At 48.5% G+C, this 20,868-nt stretch carries 18 protein-coding genes and 1 tRNA gene; 9 read left to right on the top strand and 10 right to left on the bottom strand.

The window, feature by feature from the left end; all coding sequences use genetic code 11:
- Positions 1-172: 172 nt before the first annotated feature.
- Positions 173-5,587 carry a hypothetical protein gene (locus QGP82_RS22630; RefSeq protein WP_499061119.1) on the bottom strand — a complete coding sequence of 1,805 codons (5,415 nt, stop codon included), beginning with the start codon at positions 5,585-5,587 and terminating at the stop codon, positions 173-175.
- Between the two features lie 623 nt (positions 5,588-6,210).
- Between QGP82_RS22630 and QGP82_RS22625 the strand changes: the two genes are divergently transcribed.
- The 3 genes from QGP82_RS22625 to cobT are packed head-to-tail and all read left to right on the top strand — an operon-like array spanning position 6,211 to position 8,937.
- Entirely contained in the window at positions 6,211-6,915 is a 705-nt protein-coding gene (locus tag QGP82_RS22625) for a Crp/Fnr family transcriptional regulator (RefSeq protein ID WP_006516227.1), read from the top strand.
- Positions 6,916-6,969: 54 nt separating this feature from the next.
- On the top strand, positions 6,970-7,773 hold the full coding sequence (locus tag QGP82_RS22620; RefSeq protein WP_163662453.1) for a DUF2232 domain-containing protein: 804 nt from the start codon (positions 6,970-6,972) through the stop codon (positions 7,771-7,773).
- Positions 7,774-7,788: 15 nt separating this feature from the next.
- The gene (gene cobT, locus QGP82_RS22615) at positions 7,789-8,937 is read left to right on the top strand and encodes a nicotinate mononucleotide-dependent phosphoribosyltransferase CobT (protein WP_499061118.1); all 1,149 of its coding nucleotides are present in this window, start codon (positions 7,789-7,791) and stop codon (positions 8,935-8,937) included.
- A 55-nt stretch (positions 8,938-8,992) separates the two neighbouring features.
- Here cobT and QGP82_RS22610 read toward each other — a convergent pair whose 3' ends face one another.
- The gene (locus QGP82_RS22610) at positions 8,993-9,358 is read right to left on the bottom strand and encodes a hypothetical protein (RefSeq protein ID WP_163662457.1); all 366 of its coding nucleotides are present in this window, start codon (positions 9,356-9,358) and stop codon (positions 8,993-8,995) included.
- 724 nt (positions 9,359-10,082) lie between these two features.
- Between QGP82_RS22610 and QGP82_RS22605 the strand changes: the two genes are divergently transcribed.
- Complete coding sequence (locus QGP82_RS22605) at positions 10,083-10,751, top strand: hypothetical protein (RefSeq protein WP_163702589.1); 669 nt, start codon at positions 10,083-10,085, stop codon at positions 10,749-10,751.
- Between the two features lie 28 nt (positions 10,752-10,779).
- Here QGP82_RS22605 and QGP82_RS22600 read toward each other — a convergent pair.
- From QGP82_RS22600 to QGP82_RS22590, 3 genes are all read right to left on the bottom strand, one after another.
- Positions 10,780-10,850 (bottom strand) — tRNA-Cys (locus QGP82_RS22600).
- A gap of 103 nt (positions 10,851-10,953) precedes the next feature.
- Positions 10,954-11,832: a fructosamine kinase family protein gene (locus tag QGP82_RS22595; protein ID WP_250564875.1), complete on the bottom strand. Its 879-nt coding sequence runs from the start codon at positions 11,830-11,832 to the stop codon at positions 10,954-10,956.
- 149 nt (positions 11,833-11,981) lie between these two features.
- Positions 11,982-13,283: a M16 family metallopeptidase gene (locus tag QGP82_RS22590; protein ID WP_163662461.1), complete on the bottom strand. Its 1,302-nt coding sequence runs from the start codon at positions 13,281-13,283 to the stop codon at positions 11,982-11,984.
- A gap of 92 nt (positions 13,284-13,375) precedes the next feature.
- On the opposite strand from QGP82_RS22590, the gene QGP82_RS22585 reads away from it, so the two are divergent.
- Complete coding sequence (locus QGP82_RS22585; protein WP_250564876.1) at positions 13,376-14,083, top strand: lysozyme; 708 nt, start codon at positions 13,376-13,378, stop codon at positions 14,081-14,083.
- A 6-nt stretch (positions 14,084-14,089) separates the two neighbouring features.
- Entirely contained in the window at positions 14,090-14,980 is an 891-nt protein-coding gene (locus tag QGP82_RS22580; RefSeq protein WP_499061117.1) for a carbohydrate ABC transporter permease, read from the top strand.
- Between the two features lie 4 nt (positions 14,981-14,984).
- On the opposite strand, the gene QGP82_RS22575 is transcribed toward QGP82_RS22580, so the two are convergent.
- The 5 genes from QGP82_RS22575 to QGP82_RS22555 all read right to left on the bottom strand — a co-directional run bounded on the left by QGP82_RS22575 (position 14,985) and on the right by QGP82_RS22555 (position 18,604).
- Positions 14,985-15,326, bottom strand: a complete 342-nt coding sequence (locus QGP82_RS22575; protein WP_163662466.1) for a BON domain-containing protein — start codon at positions 15,324-15,326, stop codon at positions 14,985-14,987.
- A gap of 219 nt (positions 15,327-15,545) precedes the next feature.
- Entirely contained in the window at positions 15,546-16,025 is a 480-nt protein-coding gene (ispF, locus tag QGP82_RS22570; protein ID WP_163662468.1) for a 2-C-methyl-D-erythritol 2,4-cyclodiphosphate synthase, read from the bottom strand.
- A 48-nt stretch (positions 16,026-16,073) separates the two neighbouring features.
- Positions 16,074-16,781: a tRNA (guanosine(37)-N1)-methyltransferase TrmD gene (gene trmD, locus QGP82_RS22565; protein ID WP_163662470.1), complete on the bottom strand. Its 708-nt coding sequence runs from the start codon at positions 16,779-16,781 to the stop codon at positions 16,074-16,076.
- A gap of 22 nt (positions 16,782-16,803) precedes the next feature.
- Positions 16,804-17,817, bottom strand: coding sequence for a tetratricopeptide repeat protein (locus QGP82_RS22560; protein ID WP_499061116.1), 1,014 nt, complete (start codon positions 17,815-17,817; stop codon positions 16,804-16,806).
- Positions 17,818-17,866: 49 nt separating this feature from the next.
- Positions 17,867-18,604: an RNA polymerase sigma factor gene (locus QGP82_RS22555; RefSeq protein ID WP_250564877.1), complete on the bottom strand. Its 738-nt coding sequence runs from the start codon at positions 18,602-18,604 to the stop codon at positions 17,867-17,869.
- Positions 18,605-18,881: 277 nt separating this feature from the next.
- Here QGP82_RS22555 and QGP82_RS22550 point away from each other — a divergent pair, with 277 nt between their 5' ends.
- The 3 genes from QGP82_RS22550 to QGP82_RS22540 all read left to right on the top strand — a co-directional run bounded on the left by QGP82_RS22550 (position 18,882) and on the right by QGP82_RS22540 (position 20,794).
- Complete coding sequence (locus QGP82_RS22550; protein WP_163662474.1) at positions 18,882-19,457, top strand: glyoxalase-like domain protein; 576 nt, start codon at positions 18,882-18,884, stop codon at positions 19,455-19,457.
- Positions 19,458-19,478: 21 nt separating this feature from the next.
- Entirely contained in the window at positions 19,479-19,976 is a 498-nt protein-coding gene (locus QGP82_RS22545) for a cupin domain-containing protein (RefSeq protein ID WP_499061115.1), read from the top strand.
- 62 nt (positions 19,977-20,038) lie between these two features.
- Complete coding sequence (locus QGP82_RS22540; protein ID WP_499061114.1) at positions 20,039-20,794, top strand: hypothetical protein; 756 nt, start codon at positions 20,039-20,041, stop codon at positions 20,792-20,794.
- The last annotated feature ends 74 nt before the right edge of the window (positions 20,795-20,868 follow it).

Genomic DNA, 20,868 nt, shown 5'->3' with positions numbered 1-20,868 from the left:
TTTTGAGACCAGATGCTTGTTTTTATCTAAAAAGTTGAAATAGTCAAGATAAAATCATTACCCTGCACAAACTATTACACCCGTCATAGCTGCTTGCCATAGCTGGGAAAGGGGTATTCAATCAACTCAATGATTGCTGTTCTTACCGTCTGCTGTTGCGATCAGGGACGGTTTAAGCCAAGACTTCAAGATGAGCAATCAACGGCTCGTCAAGGGTTTGTACCTTATTAACCAGTAAGCGATTGACGTAAGCACGCAGCTGTTCAGCTTGCACTTCATTAGGAATATACATCTGCCCACCTGACTCAGTAACAGTTTTACTAAATAGCGGAGTTTGTAGCAGTGCACGATAGGTAGGTAAATCAGCAGTGCGATCGCAAATCAACCCTCGATCTGCCGCTGTCGGCACCAACCCAGGAGGTAAGTGGCCTTCTAACAGGGCCAAGATATGCAAGTGACAGGCTTGGGTATTGATACCGCGCTGTTCTAGCAAATGCATAATGGCTCCGACAGGCAACGGCTGCTGTGGAAAGACCCGTAGCAATTCCATAAGCAAAAAGTAATCGCTGTACTGCTGGCGCGTGACATTGAGCACCTGGGGATAGCGAGCCAGATTCACCAAGCCATAGGCAACACGGCTACAGCTATGGGGGAGCTCACTGGCATAGGTATCTTGAATGATCGTGGCATTGGGGAATTTTTGTCGCAGCCAACGGGCAATGGCTGGCAAAGATGCTGAACCACCAGTGCAAATCACCTGTTTAATGCCTTGGCTATCAACACTATGATGACTCAATAAAACATTCAGATAGCGATTAATGCGCTGAATGTAAGGCAAAAAGATGAGGTTCTCAAGATGACGGCGTTTAATTAACCAGTGCTTCCCAGCCAGGGTTATTTGCATTTGGTTTTGCTGCTGTAGGGTCAGCTTGAGATGACGTGCCGCCGCTAGCAAACTCTGGCCTAAACTAGAGCCTAACAAATGCTGCTGTAAGCTATAGCGCTGAGCCCAATCAACATGCCCCACCGCCGGTAGCGTTAGATTGTCGAACTGCTGCCAGTCCGCATCCTCTGCCAGATGGCCCTGCCAATCCCAGGCAATGGTTGCATCGGCTTCAGACAAAGGTTGCCAACGCTCTTCTGGCAATAGAAGCTGACAGACAATATCTTGGTCCAGGGCATCCCCTGCATAGGCAAAACCGCGCAGAGCAAAATCAGCATAGTTGAGATGAGTCAGATCCTTAGGGAGGCTAACTAAGCCTAATTCGGTCATAACGGCTCCGCCGCTGATGACCACGGTACCTTCCTGCCACTTACAGTTGTACAGGCTAGGTTGGCGCGATAGCGAAACTGTTTCTGTTAAGGATATTTCCTTGGGATCTGGCAGGCCAGAAAGAATGGTTGCGATCGCATCCTCAACAAACACAATCTGCTCAGGTTGGTCAATCAACCCAGCGGCCAACACAGCTTCTCGTAGATTAAAGCTGTAAGTATCCGGCCAATTGGTAGGGTAACCAACGATGACTCCCTGCAATTTTTGCCAAATCTGCGCGAGACCCTCATCCTCTAAACCGACAGCCTGGCCTTGATCCACAACATATTTCAGGAGCGCCACCATCGCCTGTAAAACCTGCAGCATAGGTAACTCAACCGTATCGGACCAGCGTAACCAAGGATCAGAATTAGGGAGAGTTTGACCATGGCCTACGGCCACCTTGAGCAATGGCTTGAGACGATTAAGACCCACCAATTCTGCACCAGATTGATTGAGCAACCCCTCCAAATCTCCCAAGGCGTTATAGCCCACAGCCACGGTTTCCTGAGCTGCCGTCACAACCGCCATGGCGGGCAACCGAAAATGCTTAGTCTCTGGATCAGCGCCTTGGGCCTGCCAATAAATGGGATAAACCTGACCAGTTTGACGGTTCATGAGCACCGCAGACAGACCGGTTGAGCCCACATCCAGTCCCAAGAACCAATGCCCTTCCAGATCCATTGCAGACACTGGCTCGGGAGGCATAGTGATGGGTGCCTCTGGCATCTCAACCGCCTCTGACGTCTCAATGGTCGAGTCAGCAATGGGGTCAATCGTCATGCCCACATCTAAAAGTTCTGGCACTTCTGGTATCAGACCCTCAGGGGATACATCAGGGGATGTCTCAGGAGATATATCCGCATCTAGACCCAATGCCGCTAATGGGTCAACCGTCGCCTCCTCCTCTTCGCTCCCCGGCATGGCTTGATCAAGCGCTTCTAACTCGGGCACCGACTCTCCAAACAGCTCATCTAAGCCACCTAAATCAAGACTTTCCTCTGCCACCATTTCCTGACTTGGCAGAGGCAACTCCTCATCTAGTCTGAGTAAGCCATCTAAATCATCCACAGAAGATATCGAAGCAGCATCCAACGGCATATCAGTCACATCAGCCGCTTCCTCAGGTTCATCCAACATTTCTTCAATGTCTGCATCCGATACCTCCGGACCAGCCACTTGAGCCGCCAAGGATTGAGGGCGCTCCTCGTCAGCCATAGTCTGCCAAAAGGCTTCCTGTTCCTCTTGTAAAAAGTCATCGTCAACCGGTGGCACCGCATCTAGATCGTCATCATCCAAAGAATCCGGAGGTAAATCTGGCATCGAAGCTGAATCTAGATGCGGCTCCGTGGAATCTACAGTAGGCACGATTAAGGGGTCATCTGGCTGAATGACAGGCTCTTCCAAATCTGAGAGGATTTGATTAACCACCTCATCCGTAATCGGTTCTTGGGATAAAGCATTAGAGCGTTCGCTAAGACCACCCAGCTCATCAGCAAGAGAGTCAGTTAATCCATCATCAAAATCGTCAAAATCACTCAAATCATCGGTCATGGGCTCTGCCATTAGCCCCAAGAGATCTAAATCTTGAGAATTAGCTTCAGAACCTGTGGCTGTAGATGAGGTGATGGCAGCTACATCTAGCTCATTGGCCGATGGATCGTCAACATCATCATCTGTGGCAAACCCCTCAAATAGGTCAAACCCTGACCTTTCGTCACTGGGTGGTTGCACCAGCGAGGCAGCCGCTTCATCAACACTTTCAGCATCAGGTAGACTGGATGCTGAAAGCTCTGACGCCTCTATATCTATTGAAGCTACTGGCTCATCTTCGCCACCAGCCTCGGAGTCAGCATCAAAATCTAAATCCTCTAAATTTAGATCTCGAACAATGGTTTCTAACGTTGCTTGATCTAAGGGTTCAAGAGAGTCATCTTCCTCTACACCATAGTCATTGGCAAAGTTATCCCCTGCCAGTTTCTGTAGATCCTCATCCAGCTGCTCCACTAGTTTGCCATCATCAAAATCGATTAATAGGCGCTGCTCAGCCCCCGACTCCACCAGGTTGATTAAATCTTCATCCGCTGAGGCCGCAATATATACATCATCTGGAACATTCTCTGGGAACTCTTCAACAGCGCCTGAGGGTTGCTCATCGGGCAATAGATCGAACAAGGAAGCAACCGTATTGTCATCAGGCCCTTCGTCGTTCAGATCATTTTCATCATCAACCAGGCTATCGCCAAATATCGTTTCGACAGTTACCTCAGGAGTAGCTTCTTGGCTATCTTCCATGGGCCTGGTCATCGCTGATTCATCGCTACTTAGGTTATCCAATAGCTCCGAAGGTATTGCAGCACTATCGTCTCCTTCAGTCGAGGAACCCTCAGGTGAGGGGCGGGCAAATAGCCAATCATCAACTAACTGACCGGCAGCCGACATATCTGTCTCAGATGAGGGAGGCTCCGGAATAGCAATGGTCGTTGGGTCAAAGGTAGGTACATCATCGAAGGCCTCAGACCCTGAAACATCGTCAACGCCGACTGACTCCTCTGGGAATAGTGCTGCTGCCAAGCGATCAACAGTCTCCTCTTCTGAGGCTTCATCCACAACTACGTCAGACTCAACTGGTTCTTCTGGAAACAAGGCCGCCGCCAAGCGATCAACAGTCTCGGCTTCGGCCTCCTCTTCGTCGGTTTCCAAGCCTAAGTCGAGGTCTGTATCAAAATCAAAACTAAAGAGTTCGTTTTCAGCCTCTGCAGCCGCCAATCCGTCTTGATTGAGTTCATCACTGGCTTTGTCGCTGTCTATTAGTTCGCCACTGTCTGCGCCTAAAGCTAACAGTCTAAGATTTTCATCAATATCACCTAGGGGCAAGTCCAGGTTCAGTGAGTCAGAGCCGACGTCTACCCCTGCATCATCAGAGGCCGCTGCAGGCGTTGCTTCTGTAGATGTTGAATCCTCGCTTAGCTCTATAACGTCGTCACTATCGACAAATGTGGCTTCAGGGGCCTCTTCGGAAGATGAGATTGCCTGCTCTAGAAATCCTAGCTCAGAGGTTTCGTCATCTTGAATCAGCGTGATTTCCTCATCCAGATCAACCTGAATATCTGCAACCAATTCGTTATCGGCTTGGATAACGGTAATATCCTCGTCAATATCCCCATGAAAGGCCATAGCCTCCTCCAACAAGGCTTGCTCAGACAAGGTATCGGTTTGGATCAACGTAATGTCGTCGTCAAAGTCGTCTGCTGCTTCAGATGCGATCGCATCCTCAGGTAACACCAAGTCAGGATCAAGTTCCAGGGGAACAGTCACTGCATCCTCGGCAATGCTTTCCTCTAGTGACAAATTCTCTAAAGCCTGATCCAACTCATCTAGCTGGACAGCATCTAAATCAACCTCAGTTGTTACAGAGTCCTCTGGGTCTTGCAACATTCCTTGGCGTTCAGCATCGGCGATATCACCAGCCAGGTAAGACGACGCATCCTGCCCCAGCTGTTGAGCCAGATGATTCACAAAGGCATGGAAAATCACTTCACCCTGCCGACCTAACCCATGCATTTGATCCAGACCATCTTCCAGGGACTCACGGTAGCTATCAACGCTCTTTTGCAGAGAATCAAATACCGCTGTCAAAGTACTATCTAGCTTTAGTAGCAGCTGATCCGATTGCGCCTGTAGCAATCGCACCTGTTCCAGCCGCTGCCCTGTTAATAAGGGTGCTGGTTCATCCGTTGTTGCTAATTGCTCCAAGGTCGCCGCTTCCATAGCAGCAAAGCTCTGCACCATCTGCGCTGATAGCTGCTCCTGTAGACGCTGCATTAAGGTCTCTAAAAATGCAGCAATCTGCTCCTCGGACTGTAATGGAGTCGTAACCCGTTGCGCTTCTAAAACGTTAATCTCTGCCTGCAAACTATCCCGCTTCTGCTGAAGTGTCTCTAACTCCTGACGCATAGGTTTCAGAGAGTTGTCTCTGAGATAGCGCATCTCCAGCAGGAGTCCTTGCAACACTTGGGACGCAGACTCCTCCACATCTGAGGAGCCAGCCTGTGGCGAGACAAACTGACCGGTTTCTGGGTCAATTGGCCCCCACCCTCCTGGCGAATCAAAGGTCTGCTGCAGGGATTGTAAGTAGCTGAACAACTTACTCAGAAGCTGGCGCTGCCGCTCAGCTTCTCCTGACAAACCCAACGGCAAACGGGAAGCTGGTTTGGCCAGGGTAGCTTCAATTTCAGTGATAAGACGTTGGATTTGATCCTTTTGAGAAGTCACAGTGCGGCCTTTCAACAACAAACTCTGCAGGGTGGAGAATATTCAGTTCGAATACGAACAGAACCGCTTCTACCAACGGAATGCCCAAAGTGTAAAGCAGGCTGGCTTAAAAATCACAATTTCCTCCTATCTACAGACTTATAGGGAAAAATCCTGACGAAGCCATCGTGGCTTATGTATATCAAAATGGCTGTAACACCTACAGATGGATGCCATCCTAATCGATGCACCCAGACCTAACGCCCCAGTTGTGAAGTTACGTTAACCGTTTTTTGACGTTAGGGGGATGGTGCATTCGTGCTGTACCCTAATTTAGGCAAACCAGAGTCAAATTAAAAACAAACTAATCCTGCATGTTTCGGTAAGGTAACGTTTTAACGATTAAGCTATGTAAGCTATGGGTTGATATAAAGAGCCTAAAACTTTAGCGTCTGGGATCGTAGCCTCTAGTGTTTACTGAATATTCCCAGATATCATTGAGGTCTTGCGGGTTTTAGCCATTCTCTTAGCAAGCTAAGAATTTCCAAAGCCTGCAACTAACTGGTCTATAGCCAGAAAACTAGCCTCTACCGTTGATTTTTTATCGTCATAATTGAGTCCACCCAACCGTGGCTTCTCCCCCTATGGATAGTAGATACGGTGCCCGAGATAATTCAGCTAGCGAAAGTCTGATTGTAGCGGCCCCCTTTTTCAAGGACTTACCTGAAGCTACGGTTAAACAAGCAACCGCCCAGATCGTGACGCGCCGCCACCCTGCGGGCCAAGTGTTGCTGTTGGAAAATGACTGGGGCAACTCGGTTTATTTCATTTTGGATGGATGGGTCAAAATTCGCACTTATAACCTTGATGGGAAAGAAGTCACCTTAAACATTTTGGGTAAAGGTGAATTATTTGGTGAAATGGCTCCCTTAGAAGAAGTGCCACGATCGACAGATGTTATTACGCTGGCAACCACGATGATTGGCAGCATGCCAGCCCAAGATTTTGTTAGCCTACTTAACACTGAGCCTCAAGCAGGCATTCGGCTAGCGAAGTTAATGGCACGACGGTTACGTCAGGTGAACCGTCGACTGCGATTGCGAGAATCCGATAGCCAATCCCGCGTTGCCGATGTTTTACTGTTTCTGGCAGACGGACAGGGGACCCTCGGCTCCCAAGGGGTAGAAATTCCTAACCTGCCCCATCGTGAGCTCAGCAGCTTGAGCGGATTAGCCAGGGAAACTGTAACTCGTGTGCTCAGCAAACTTGAAAAGAAGGGGCTGATTAATCGGGAACGGGACGTGATTCGTATCCCTTCGATCGATGCCCTAGACCGCCTACTTGTCTAGCCATCCTGCTTATCTAACGATTAAAATTTTGGTTAGGAGTTCATTCTCAACACTATGGGGCAGCCAGAGGATTATCAGGCAGAGGCACAATCGCCGGATTTGCCTGAAAACAGCAACTCCACAAACTTTGACGACATTGATCTAGATAGCCCTTGGATAGAAGATGAGGATGAACCCCGTGTTCCTCCTATCATGCGGAAAGCCATGACGCCCCCTAGTGATAAAGGGCCTGTTGCCATGGTTGAAACTGCTTTTTTGGCAAGTGCTGCCAGCCTGATGTGGTTGATCAATCTCTATTTTCCACCCGGTCCATTGCTGCGCATTTTATTTCCGGTGCCGATTGCCATCGTATACCTGCGTCAGAATTGTCGCTCTGCATGGATGACGACCTTGGTATCCGGTTTACTACTCGCGATTTTGCTTGGGCCGCCCCGCAGTCTTTTATACGTTATTCCTTATGGTTTACTAGGTGTGCAGCTGGGGTATCACTGGCGACATCAAACCTCATGGTTAATTTCACTACCCATAGGAGCATTCATCGTTACGTTAGGTATTTTCTTTCGGATCTGGCTGCTGTCATGGATGGCTGGTGAGGACCTTTGGGGATATCTTGTTGCTCAGGTCATCCAGCTGACTGACTGGATTACTAATCGCTTACTAGATTTTGGCCTGCTAGGATTTGGAGCTAGCGGCCAACTAAGCCCAGGCATTATTCAAATTGTGGCCATATCTATGGTGTTCTTTAGTAGCATTGTCTATCTCTTTACCGTGCATTTGACCGCATGGCTTTTGCTAGAGCGGATGGGGATCGCCATACCCTCACCTCCCCAATGGGTACAGCAAATTCTTGAGGAGTAGATTTACACTCCTACCATGCCGCTTGATTCGTGCCATTCTTACCCCCTAATTGCCCACCACAGCAACACTGGAATTACCCAGCAGTGGCAACGGCGATATCAAGGACAAAGGCCCTGCTATACATGTGTTTTAGGATTTACTGAAACAGCATTAGTTACGGGCATTTCAGCAGCGGGTAATAGCCCTCAAGCACGGATAATGACAGCGGTAGCTGATGCTGAATTTATCTATGAAGGACCGAGTTCAGTTCCCCAGTATCCGCTACCTCCGCTGACGGCAGGCGTATCGCCAGCCTTACTCACACGGGCAGTGATCACAGGTCAGACCCTACCTGTGTATTTATTTAATGCGGGGCTGCCCCATACTCCCAGCGTTCCTCACATAGATTTAGGATGTGGAGCTATTGCTCGCTGTGTTAGTTCTGGGCAGGCCCTCCCACCTGATAGTGTCAGGTCACTCTTTAATGCGGGGCTGAAATGGGGTGAAACCTTGGGACGTCGCTTTGCCCATAGTTATCTCATCATTGGCGAATGCGTTGTGGCAGGCACCACAACCGCCCAAGCCGTGTTAACAGCACTCGGGTTTAATGTTGCTGGATTGATGGGGAGCAGCCACCTGACCTGTAATCACGATCAAAAAGCTGCACTGATTAAAACAGGCTTGATGGCAAAACCTCTGGACAGTGAGCAGTGGAGTATATGGGATGCGATCGCAGCTGTCGGCGATCCAATGCAGCCATTTGTCTTGGGAATGACCATAGCCGCCAGCCACCACAGCGGTGTGCTGCTCGCTGGCGGCAGCCAAATGATTGCTATTTACACAATGCTACAAAAGCTAGGCCATCAATACCCATGGAACTTAAACAATGTCGTTATCGGGACAACTCAGTGGATCGTGAAAGATGCGACTAGTAAATTTCTGACACTAGCCCACACCGTTCCAACACCCCCCATCATGAGTAGTCAGTTCTCTTTCAAACAATCACGCTACCAGCAATTCAACTTGTTTGAACAAGGGTATGTCAAGGAAGGTGTAGGAGCAGGGGGCTGTCTAATTGCAGGACATTTATATCAATCCTGGCAACAAGCTCAAACCTTAAACGCTATGGAAGCATTGCTAGAAAGCTGCCTTCAAATATCCGCACCACCACCCACGGCTCAGTGATGCGATCTCATTCAACCTAGCAACTTCCGACCCTACCCATAGCATTCACTACGATTTAATGTGCCCGATAGGCTAACAGCTGTTCCTCTAACGCAGCAATACGGTTATAAGCAGCCGTTAACTGAGCCGTCAACCGCTGAACTTGAATCTCGGGAGATAGCGACTGATTACCCGTCAACTGATCAAGACCGAAGTGGGGTTCATCATTCAAAATGTCCTTATGGTCAAAGGCTTCGTCTAAGCCGTTAGCCACCATCCGTGCAGGAGGACTAACACCAAATTTAGGCCGACTACTGCCATCGCTAACCGCATCCTGGTGCACTAACAGGTTCGACACTTTGCAGTCTATTTGCTCAAGGAGCTGATGCAAGGTATCGACCCGATTTGATAAATGCACTACTTTTTCTGGAGCAATATCCATGAGCTAGCAAATCCTCAAATAACCCCTTCATCCTAAGAACGCCTAACCAATGAAGAGAGCTTATTACTTATTGATTTAACCTTTTGTTGTCAAGTTTGAAATCATAAAGAGATGAAATAAAAATCTTAGATTTTAATCTATTGTTCTTTACACTTTCCCCACAATGTCAGGTGATCTATATAAAAACGGGGAGATTCTATGAAACCGTGCCATACTGTAGCGAAAGTACACTTCCCAGGTGCATTTCTTCCTGATATTAAGGTTGTCACCAGCTATATAGCTTTTAGACGGTTATCAGGTACTTAATAAAGTACTTAATAATTAGATTTCAATTACGTTTTTAGTACGCCTTTATCGAATTCATAGGGTATACTACCCATGCCATAATGTACATTGAAGCGTACATTTCCAGTCAGTGGATTTGATCAGGGGTGTTGCATTACTAAACGCATTTAAGAAAACCATTTTCGAATAAAGGTTTTCCTTTAATCGTTTTCCTTTAATCGCGTGCGGTAGTATAGGTAGACCTTGACACCATAGCCTAGATAACCTCTATGGGTGTAGGGTCGTCCAGCAAGATGTTTGAACGTCGTCCAGCAAGATGTTTAAACACGGAAATAGACCGCAAACGTTAGTTTTAACCGATGCCGTAGGCCGTGACAGAGCTCAATAATAGTCGTGAACTGTCGGGGGCAGTTGTTAATTAATGTCACCCAAATCATCTATGACTGATACCACTGCGTTCGTTGCTGGGTGTGCAACGACCGGGGTAGCCGTTTTAGTATTGCTATTAGCACGAGTTGGGTTTCAGACATCCTCCCCCGAAACACAATCCAGCTCCACGACGTTAGAGGACGTGGTTCCGGTCCCTCAGTCACCGATACAGACAGTTAATGAGGGTCTCAATGAAGACATTAAAGAAGAGCTAGATCGACAGCGCGACTTAACCGCCAAGCTAGAGAACCAGCTAGTGCAGCAAGAAATGCTGGCTCGCAACTTAGAGAATCAACTCAAGCAGCAGCAGGAAGAAACACGGGCAGTTCTGTCACAGCTCAGGGAATATCAGCGTTCGGTCGATACCCTTTCTTTCCAAAATGGTCAGCTAGCTGCGGCCCAGTCTGAGCGAAACACATCCAATAGTAGTAATAATATTCAAACCACCCTGTTATGGATTGGTGGTGGCCTATTACTAGTAATGGTTGCAGGCGGGGGCGTCATTATCCTCTGCATGATTTTAATTTCGGGACGTCGCCGTGAGGAACGCACCGTTCCAGTGGTATACCCTTTCCAAATGCCCGTTCCCCCCGCTGGCTATCGGTACTACGAGCAAGAGTTTCTACCACCGCCCGTTCGTCCTAAACGAGCTAATGCCACCTATTACGACGTGGACTAGGCTAGGTATAGGAGTTTTGAATCGTTAAAGGCGGCACCCAGATTCGAACTGGGGATAAAGGATTTGCAATCCTCTGCCTTACCACTTGGCCATGCCGCCGAATTGCCGAACTTAAATATATCAAATTCTCGTCGCGTTCTAACCTAGATTCGCCATTAAAGGCTACTTTTCTTTTACAACAAGAAAAGTAGGTCCACAAATATCACCTCACTTTAACAAGCAGCTGTTGAATCATCCGGTTGGCTTGCGATGCATAACCACCGCCAAATAGATTGAAGTGATTGAGTATGTGATAAAGGTTATAAAGAATTTTACGTGTGGGATAGCCCTCTGACAGCGGATAAACTACCTCATAGGCATCGTAAAAGTCCCTTGGGAAACTGCCAAACAGCTCTGTCATTGCCAGATCGACTTCGCGATCGCCATAGTACGTAGCCGGGTCAAAAATCACCGGTTCACCTGCCGTTGTAATCGCCGCATTCCCAGACCACAAATCTCCATGCACCAGCGATGGCATGGGATCATGACCAGCCAACAGCTCAGGCAAAGCCGCTAGCAGCGCATCCTGCTGAGGAAAAGCCCCCCCCCGTCGTTGAGCCAGACGAAACTGATACCCCAACCGCTGATCTCGCCAGAACACTAGCCAGCTTTCCTGCCAGTCATTGGGTTGATGAGTTTCACCAATGGTATTGATACGGTGCCAGCCAAACCCCAAGTCGCTAGATATGCGATGCATGGCTGCCAAATGTTGCCCCATGGTTGCCCAGGCTGCGCCACGACTCCCCAGATCTAACCATTCCATTGCAATGTAGGAATTTGCTCCAGCCAATCCACAACAAACTGGCTGCGGTACCCGAATAGTCTGGCTGTTATACATTTCCTTGAGGCCATCCAGCTCAGCCTCAAACATGGCCAGTTTGCTAGCCTGATTCAACTTTACAAAAAATGTAGTTTGGCCATCGCTTAAACCATAGGCCTGGTTGATACACCCTCCACCAACAGATCGCGTCCGCTCTACCCGAAAGGACTGACCAGTCACGCGACTAATCTGAGCCGCAATCTCAGACCACACCTCAGCCATACCCTCTATCTCGAAACACTACAATTATTCTCCACCCAAGCAAATGGTTAAGGTCAGCCCCCTCAATCCCTAACTACACCCCCAAGACAATACCCAGTGAATGTCCTACTCCCTGGCGCAGCGAACGCACTTATTAACGCATTTATTATCTAATTAGCCTCTGGATACAACCTCAACACGCCATAGGCATCAATGGGCAAATAGCGCTGTACGGCAGCTTGAACGGTCTCTGCATCAATTGTTTTGATAGCCGTTGGATAGTTCAGCGCATTTTCAATATCGCCTGTCATTGCGTGGTAATAGCCATACATGCTGGCGCGATCGCTAGAGGTTTCATTACCAAACACATAACGATTAGCTACCTGGGTCCGCACTCGGCTGAGCTCAGCCCCACTGACTGGTTCCTCATGAAGACGCTGAATATGTTCTAAAACTGCCGCTTCAACCGTATCTAGCTGCTCAATCGCCAAATTAGCAGAGATATAAAACACCCCCTGCTCACCATAGGTAATGTTACTGGTGGAAATACTATTCACTAAGGCTCGAGTTTCCCGTAAATCCTGAACCAAGCGAGTGGTGCGCCCCTGACCCAAGATTGAGGCTAGAACATCTAATGCATAGGTTTCAGACAGTTGTCGTAACCCGGGTACGCGCCAGCTCAGTACTAAGCGAGCCTGCTGTAGCGTTGCGTCGGCGTAATCAACCCGCGCAATCGATTCAAAGGGAGATTCAGGCGTACTGGCTGGCACACCTTCCAAGGGGCCTGTCAAAGCTTGTTGACGACGATTCGCTAAAGCCTGCTCAAAACTCTGTTCCACAATAGAAATTAGCTGATCGGTGGGCAAATCGCCCACAACCACAGCCGTCATATTTTGAGGTTGATACCAACGCCGGTGGAAATCTCGCATCTGCTCAGCAGATAGCTGCTCAATCACTGATGCTGGCCCTAAAACAGTGCGCCGATAAGGAAGCTGCTCAAAATTTAAGGCCATGGAGTGCTGAAATACACGCCGCCTGGGATTATCTTCTGAGCGACGGATTTCTTCTAAGATGACAGGCCGCTCACGTTCAAAATCGCCGTCATGCAGCTTGGCATTGAGCAAAAGTTCCACCTGGAGCGGAGCTAGCTTCGCAAAATCCTTGGGAGCCGTCGTAATGTAGTAATGAGTATAGTCCTGACTGGTGGCAGCATTGGTAATTGCCCCACGCTCCTCAATCAAGCGCTCAAATTCTCCACATTGAAGTTGAGGCGTACCCTTGAAAATCATGTGCTCCAGAAAATGAGCCATACCATTGATGGCATCAGACTCTACCCGAGAACCTACCCCCAGCCAAATATTCAGGTTGACAGCAGCCGTCGGCATTTGCTCAGCAATAATCGTTAGACCATTAGCTAAGCGTTTTACAACGGGTTGATTAGTAATTTCAGAGAAAACCGACGTTGTAACCATGGGCAAGCTAAAATTTCGTGATATTTCTATTTTTTTATTCTAGTCATCTAGATACAGTAAAGTCTGGGTAAAAACAACCAAGGGAAACTTTTATGGGCACTTGGATCAAGGAAACGGATAAGGCTATCTATCTGATGCAGGGGGGGTACTACATCTCCAAAATCTCCAAATATCCTTCTAAGTCAAACCCTAACGAAAAAGTGCTCAATATTAGTGGCATGAAATCGTGGTTTAGACGAGCTGATTCCCCCCGAGGAATGACAGTTTCCCAAACTGGACCGGAGCCTAAGCCCATGCCAAGGCAAGTGGCTCCCCCCACCAGTCCCCCCACCAGTGGCGGCGGTAGCAGCACAAGACAAACGAATGCCAGCGGTGTAGGTTTGATCAAATCGTTTGAAGGGTTAAGGCTCAAGGCCTATCAAGATGCTGTTGGCGTATGGACCATTGGCTATGGCACCACCCGAGGTGTAAAACCAGGGCAGGAAATTACTGAGGCACAAGCCGAAGCATTACTTAAAACTGATTTAGACAGATTTGAGAAAGCTGTTAATCAAGCCGTCCGCGTATCAATTAATGACAATCAGTTTGCAGCCATTGTATCGTTTACCTATAACGTGGGCTCTGGCGCTCTGCGTAGCTCTACCTTGCTGAAGAAGCTTAATCGTCGTGATATCTATGGAGCTGCTAACGAGTTCCCTCGTTGGAATCGTGCTGGTGGTAGAGTATTGGCTGGTTTAACTCGGCGGCGGAATGCTGAGAGGGCCCTATTTTTAGGACAAGACTATCGACGTTTTCTATAAGACTAAGTGCAGCGTCCGTTTCCCCGTTGGTTTATTCCCTATGCGTTTTTAACACCAGCGTTACTGGTGCTCGGTTTGACTGTCTTTTGGCCAGCGTTACAGGCGTTTTACTTAAGTTTTACCGAGTATGGATACGACATTACCCAGCCTCCGCAATGGGTCGGGTGGGCTAATTTTGTGCGCCTATGGCAGGATGAAACGTTTTGGCAAACCCTGGGTAATACATTGGTTTATCTGATGGGCGTAGTGCCCATACTTGCGATCGCACCCCTGATCCTAGCCATTCTAGTCAACCAGAAACTCAAGGGCATGAATTGGTTTCGCGTAGCCTATTACACCCCAGTCGTCATCTCTATGGTGGTCGCTGGCATCGCTTGGCGCTGGCTCTATGCCGAAACCGGACTATTTAATCAGGTACTGTCCAGCTTAATCGGGCAGACTATCCGCATTCCCTGGTTGACCAGCCCTAATCTGGCACTATTTAGCGTCATGGCAGTCACCATTTGGAAGGGATTAGGTTACTACATGGTGATCTACCTGGCCGGCCTACAGGGCATTCCAGTAGATCTCTACGAAGCTGCTGCCATCGACGGTTCTGACCGCTGGCAAAAACACTGGGATATCACTCTGCCGCTAATGAGTCCCTACATGTTTCTTGTGGCAGTGATTTCCGCTATATCAGCGACTAAGGTATTCGAAGAAATTTACATCATGACCCAAGGGGGACCCCGTAGTAGCTCGAAAACCGTCGTTTACTACGTCTATGAGCAAGCATTTGTAGACCTCGAGATGAGCTATGCCTGCACTATTGGCTTGGTACTTTTCATCCTAATCTTGACCCTGTCTCTTATCCGACTTCGCATCGCTCCCGAACAAGATACAAAGACATTACTTTAAAACTCTACAACGCTTCAGAAAAAGCAACACCTCTGGTTTCTACCGCATCCACACCATCGACAGATAGGGCTAAGTCAACAATTTTACTGAGCTTATATGGAGAGCCTAGTTGACCACTTAAAACCACAACGCGCCCACGCTGGCGGACTTTCAAGCGTTCTACAGAATTATCCACATAGTTGCTTAGACAGTGGGACACTCGCTTAGATAAACCATAATAATCAAACTCCCCATGCAAACCGATCCGTTCTGGTGGAATAGAAGAGAACCAACGACATCGACCAACTTCACTATCAGATAGCTCGCAGGTCCTATATCCGCCACCTAGAGTAGTTACAACAGCCACGCCATTCATAAGCCACCTTGACACCCTACTTGGTTACCATCAAATACGTTGCATCCGCTTTTCTTATGCACCTCGATCACCAGGCTATTAATGAAAAGCGCTGAAGCGTGCATTAACGCATAACAATTTTGCAGAATCCGGATAACACTCGCTTATAAATTTTAGAAAATACTTAGGGTGGATTATGTGTTCCTAGAAACTTTTTAACACAACTGCGCCCTAGGCCTTCACAAGCAGTACTACAGCATAGGCTGCGATTCCTTCTTCACGTCCAGTAGGGCCTAGTTTTTCATTGGTCGTCGCTTTGATACCAATCTGGTCGGTTGCGACTGCCAACCGTGCAGCCAAAGATTGTTGCATCGCCGCAATATGTGGCTTCAGCTTAGGCTTTTCAGCAACCACCACTGTGTCCAAATTGCCAATGGTCCACCCTCGCTCTTTTACCATTTGGTAAATTTGGTCCAACAGCATCAAGCTATCAGCGCCCTTCCATTTAGGGTCAGTGGGGGGAAAATAGAGACCGATATCACCCAAGCTTAAGGCCCCCAGCATGGCATCCATAATTGCATGGGTTAGCACATCAGCATCGCTATGACCCAACAACCCTAACGTGTGAGGAATGGTGACACCACCTAAAATCAAGGGTCGCTCTGGACCTAAGCGGTGAATGTCATAGCCATTACCAATGCGAACACCCATGGAAAACTCCTTAGTGACTATCAATGCGGAAGCAGACAGCAGCAGCCTTTAATTATCTTTATTTTCCCACTGTTGCTGCTGCCAACGCTCATAAAGATCGCAGCGACGCTCACGAGTGCGTTCGATCTGTTGCTGGCGACGCCATTGGGCAATGGCAGCATGGTTACCGGAGCGCAACACATCTGGCACAGTCCAGCCTCGAAATTCAGCCGGTCGAGTGTAATGGGGATAGTCCAACAAACCAGACTCAAAACTGTCGTAATGCAAAGAATCTCGTTTTGCCACAGTGCCTGGCAGCAATCGAATGACACCATTGAGCAATGCCAGGGCTGGAATTTCACCGCAGGTGAGGACAAAATCGCCCAGGGACACTTCCCGCGTGACTACATTCAGAATGCGTTCATCCACACCTTCGTAATGGCCACAGATAATCACGAGTTGATCAAGACTCGTTGACCATTGCCACAACAGAGATTGAGTCATGGGCTCCCCCTGGGGAGTCATGAGCACCACTTCACGGCGAGCCTGCTGGGGTAGGCTCTCAAGAGCTGCCACAATTGGAGCAACCTTCATCACCATCCCGACGCCCCCCCCATAGGGTTCGTCGTCAACCTTATGGTGCTTATCAGTGGTGAAATCCCGAGGGTTGGTGATGTGAACCTGAGCAATCTCCCGCTGTAGTGCCTTGCCGATGAGTCCAGAGTTGAGGGGTGATGTAAAAAAGTCGGGAAATAAACTGATCAGGTCAAATCGCATTAATTATTACTGCCCCCAGGCTCTAAAAATTCAACAACCGGTTAAATAGTTCCACTTCGAGATTAGTTTGCTCTAGTAAACGTGCCAACTCATAAGCTCGCTCATACTGGTCTCGGGCTAACGTTAGCTCCCCTGTAGCCTCATAAAACTCCCCTAGACGCTTATAGGTGACTAATCTGAACCAATCATTATCACTATTGCTCGTCAGGGCAATACGTTCATCCAGGTAAGTACGCACCTGGTTCCAATCACGTCTAGCGCTATAAACATCAGTTAGACCATCAATGGCATGGAGCTGTGATGTGACATCATTGCTATCACGTCCATAGCTTAGGGCTAGACGATACGCGCCAATAGCTTTACCCTGTATACCTTGAGCTAAATAGGCATCACCGAGATTGTTGCTGGTATTGGCACGGCCTACCAAGTTGCCGGCCCGAATACGGTAGTTGCCAGCAAGTTCGTAATATTCAATGGCAGCGTCATACTCTCCTTGGGCAAAGGCCAATAACCCTAGATTACTGAGGGACAAACCAATGCCTTCAAAGTTTTGAATGCTGTAGGCAATGTTCAAGGCTTCTTCATAGGATTGGATGGCAGACTCCACTCCCCCCCGCTGCAATCGCAAGGTTCCCAGGGTATTCCAAGCAAATATTTGGGTACTGAAGTTTTGATTGTCCCGGGCGATCGCAAGCTGGCGACGCACAGCCGTCTCAGCCCCGGTATAGTCACCCAGCTGGGCATAAGCACTGCCAATTTTGCCATAGACCTGCTCCATGGAAGCGGTATCGCCAATCTCATAGTAGAGTTCTACGGCCTGACGCCAGGCACGCAGTGCCGACTGATAGTCTGCCTGTTCCGCCTGGCGGTCCCCCAAACGGAACAACTGATCAGCCACGTCGCGTTGCTGATTAATGGCCTCTCGGTTAACCGGCTGTCGCAGCTGGTCATCAAGCGTCCCTTGGGCATAGGCTGCTGGCATACCCAGCAACGCCGTCAGCACTAACCCGTAACCAAATCGAACTGTGCAGTGCACGACCAGATCTCTCCCTATGTAAAACACTAGCGCCCAAAAACTAGAGCGATCAAGCTTCAGAAGCTAGATTTGGCTGTTCTAAGTCAAGATCGGATACATCCAATAGCTCTGACAAATCCTCTGCCAAATTCTCCTCCGCTACAGTTTCAGTATCCCCAAAGTAAATCACCTGAATATCACGTGGTAACGCTTTGCTCAAAGATTGTTGAGCATCTGTCAACAAGGTTTTCACAGATTTAGGGGAAATACGCTGCCCCTCAGCCTGTAAATAGGCAGCAATTCGAGTATCACTCCATCGAAATGTCTGCGCCATGACAATCACCAAACGGTGTAGAGGCTGAAGCTGCTCAAGTGCCTGAGTAACATAGCACCAGAGTGGGGGCGAAGCTTCTTGCAAGTTGTAGTGAATCTCTTCAACATCAGGCAAAGCAGCTTGATTAATACAGGCCGCTGTCAAATTCACGAGCCAAGCTTGCAAAGAAAAGTTTTCTGGAGGCTTAGCTGGCAAGTCAAGGCCACTCAATTCATACAGAATATGCCGCCATGTCAGTGCAAACAAATACTCTGATTGCACTGTAGAGCGAGCCGAGTGACGAATCAGGGTATACACCACCGGACTGTAGCGACAGAACACAGCGGTAAAGTACTTGCCGTCTTCGGGATGCAGCTTAAGCTGCTGCACTAGGTCGTAGTCACTGTACTCAAAAAGCGACTTGACGACAGCATGATCACATTCAGGAAAATTAGGAATATCCACAGTACTGAAAACGGCGCTCTTGCCAATCATCGGCAGAATAGACAGACTGGCATTAACCAAACTGAGACTACCGTATAAATAGCAACTACTATACCCAGGATCCGTCGAATCTTAAAGATTCGGAGATAAATCCCAAGCTGACACTAGTGAACACCTACCGTAAATTGCCCCATCAGACATACGGTAAAGGATCGGTTAACCCGGCATCTTTCTAGCAGCTAGTCGGTTTGAGCCTTGATAAACTAAGGTCAATCCCAGTGTCCTAACTCTACTTAAGCTAACAGCACCCTCTTTCCGAATACTGCCCATGGATTTTTGCGCCATCATTTTTTCATCACCACTGGCCTCCATCTGGCAAGGGCTACCCCTCGATAGCCTCGTTTCTACCCAAGGCATTATGGTGATGCTGCTGGTGGCCTATGCAGGCGCGATGTGGATGTTTCTCACCAGCGCCCCTAAGGTGCATACGGTGATGGTTTCTGACTTAAATATTGCCCAACAGTTTTATGAAGGGATGCTAGGCCTGTCTGCTGCCGATGTGCCGCTCCACTATTATTACAATTACGAGCAAACCATGGGGACAGGGCTAGATCCAATGATGGGCATGGGCTCTATGCCTCGTCCCACAGAACTGGGCAACAGCCCTGATGGCCTCTGGTATCAGCTGAAAAAAAATACTCAGCTACACGTTATCTCAGGTGCCAGCCGTGGCCATAAAGATCGTCAACGCCACGTTTGTTTTGATCGAGACTGCCTCGAACTTTTACTCATGCAGGTGCAGGCCAACAGAGTGCGCCATAAGATTCGGAGTGAAAGACCCCTCAATTTCTTGGTCAAAGACTATGATGGCGAAATCATTGAAATGGCTGAAGTTGCCGATTAGATTTGGTCGTAGGGGCGTTGCATGCAACGCCCCTACAATTTGTTTATATGTATTGGCCCTATGATCATCGACCTTTCTAAGGTGCCCGCTGGCCAGGGTACTGGGTATCCAGAACCTTTCAAGGCTGCTGTGACAGGACGCTCTAAGCAATGCGTGGGTAATGTGGCTGGGCTGACTAATTTTGGCATTAACTTGACCACGTTAGCGCCCGGAGCGCAGTCAGCCCTGAGGCACTGGCACAGCCACCAAGATGAATTTATTTACATGGTTTCAGGAGAACTCACACTAGTAACTGAGGCTGGAGAAACATTACTCACACCGGGCATGATGGCTGGGTTTCCAGCTGGGGTGCCCGATGGTCACCATTTAATTAATCACTCGAGTGCGATCGCAACATACCTTGAAATTGGCGATCGCACCCCTGGCAACCGCGCAGAATATCCCGACGATGATCTGTTAGCCCAACCTAAAGATGGAGGTGGCTACTGTTTCACCCACCGTAGCGGTGCTCCCTACTGAGGTGCCCACAAGCTATGGTAAAACCCTTGATATACGAGACCTTTACCTTCGACAGATAACCAATGCAATTAACGAAGGGACTGGCGAAGGCTGGTTTGAGACAATCTGCCCATAGGGATTACCCTAGCTGGATAGTCAGAAAAATTTTGCCGTTCTGCGTTCTGCTAGCCAGTTGCCAACGCACACCACCAGCTACGGACATTCCCAACGTACAAAATCCATCTGCCCCACCGCCACCAGAGACCCAGGCACCGCCACCGCCACCGTCTAACTCCTATTTGGCACAGATACCGCCTGACGTAACTAATCAGCTGGTCAATCTCGGTGTAAATATCGTGATCCCTACATATCTAACACCCAATATGACCTTGGCCAGCTATGGAGTCGGTGAAACATCAGAAACTAGCACACCCTACTATTGGTTGGTATATCGAGACGACCAACAGCGTTGTTTTGCCATCGAATATGCGGCCAGTGGAACCAATGATATTTCTCTAGAAAATCAAGAGCCCTTGGACAGTATGCTATTTGGAGAAGGCTATCGTCTTTACCACGGTAAATTTCCTAATGGTGAAAGTGGAGAATTACCAGAGCCCGATTTATTTACCGATTGGCTAACGGGTGAGGACGGCTTCTACCGCTTAATAGGAGCCGGTTTAATAAACGCCCAAGACTATGGCCAGGGCGATTGCAGTAATCTTACGGTCAAAGAAGCTATTACTGTCGCCGAGTCATTAAATTATTTAGCGACTGATATTAGAACCTTGGAAGCCATCCCTGCAAAGCCATCTGGTTTGGAGAACAATGTCACCCCATAGAAAAGGCTCGCTTTTGAAGCGAGCCTTTTTTATACATAAACAACAGTAACTTCAACCTTTATCCGTCACTGTTA

Source organism: Leptothoe sp. LEGE 181152 (genome assembly GCF_032906605.1).
In the GTDB taxonomy this organism is placed as follows: Bacteria; Cyanobacteriota; Cyanobacteriia; order Phormidesmidales; family Phormidesmidaceae; genus Leptothoe; species Leptothoe turfae.
This window is presented reverse-complemented; position numbering and strand designations above follow the sequence as displayed.

Coding starts and splice junctions, on each gene's coding strand:
- cobT (WP_499061118.1), top strand. CDS start 7,789: ATGCCGCTTGATTCGTGCCATTCTTACCCCCTAATTGCCCACCACAGC.
- QGP82_RS22590 (WP_163662461.1), bottom strand. CDS start 13,283: ATGGTTACAACGTCGGTTTTCTCTGAAATTACTAATCAACCCGTTGTA.
- QGP82_RS22605 (WP_163702589.1), top strand. CDS start 10,083: ATGACTGATACCACTGCGTTCGTTGCTGGGTGTGCAACGACCGGGGTA.
- trmD (WP_163662470.1), bottom strand. CDS start 16,781: ATGCGATTTGACCTGATCAGTTTATTTCCCGACTTTTTTACATCACCC.
- QGP82_RS22585 (WP_250564876.1), top strand. CDS start 13,376: ATGGGCACTTGGATCAAGGAAACGGATAAGGCTATCTATCTGATGCAG.
- QGP82_RS22620 (WP_163662453.1), top strand. CDS start 6,970: ATGGGGCAGCCAGAGGATTATCAGGCAGAGGCACAATCGCCGGATTTG.
- QGP82_RS22625 (WP_006516227.1), top strand. CDS start 6,211: ATGGATAGTAGATACGGTGCCCGAGATAATTCAGCTAGCGAAAGTCTG.
- QGP82_RS22545 (WP_499061115.1), top strand. CDS start 19,479: ATGCAACGCCCCTACAATTTGTTTATATGTATTGGCCCTATGATCATC.
- QGP82_RS22610 (WP_163662457.1), bottom strand. CDS start 9,358: ATGGATATTGCTCCAGAAAAAGTAGTGCATTTATCAAATCGGGTCGAT.
- QGP82_RS22540 (WP_499061114.1), top strand. CDS start 20,039: ATGCAATTAACGAAGGGACTGGCGAAGGCTGGTTTGAGACAATCTGCC.
- ispF (WP_163662468.1), bottom strand. CDS start 16,025: ATGGGTGTTCGCATTGGTAATGGCTATGACATTCACCGCTTAGGTCCA.
- QGP82_RS22555 (WP_250564877.1), bottom strand. CDS start 18,604: ATGATTGGCAAGAGCGCCGTTTTCAGTACTGTGGATATTCCTAATTTT.
- QGP82_RS22595 (WP_250564875.1), bottom strand. CDS start 11,832: ATGGCTGAGGTGTGGTCTGAGATTGCGGCTCAGATTAGTCGCGTGACT.
- QGP82_RS22550 (WP_163662474.1), top strand. CDS start 18,882: ATGGATTTTTGCGCCATCATTTTTTCATCACCACTGGCCTCCATCTGG.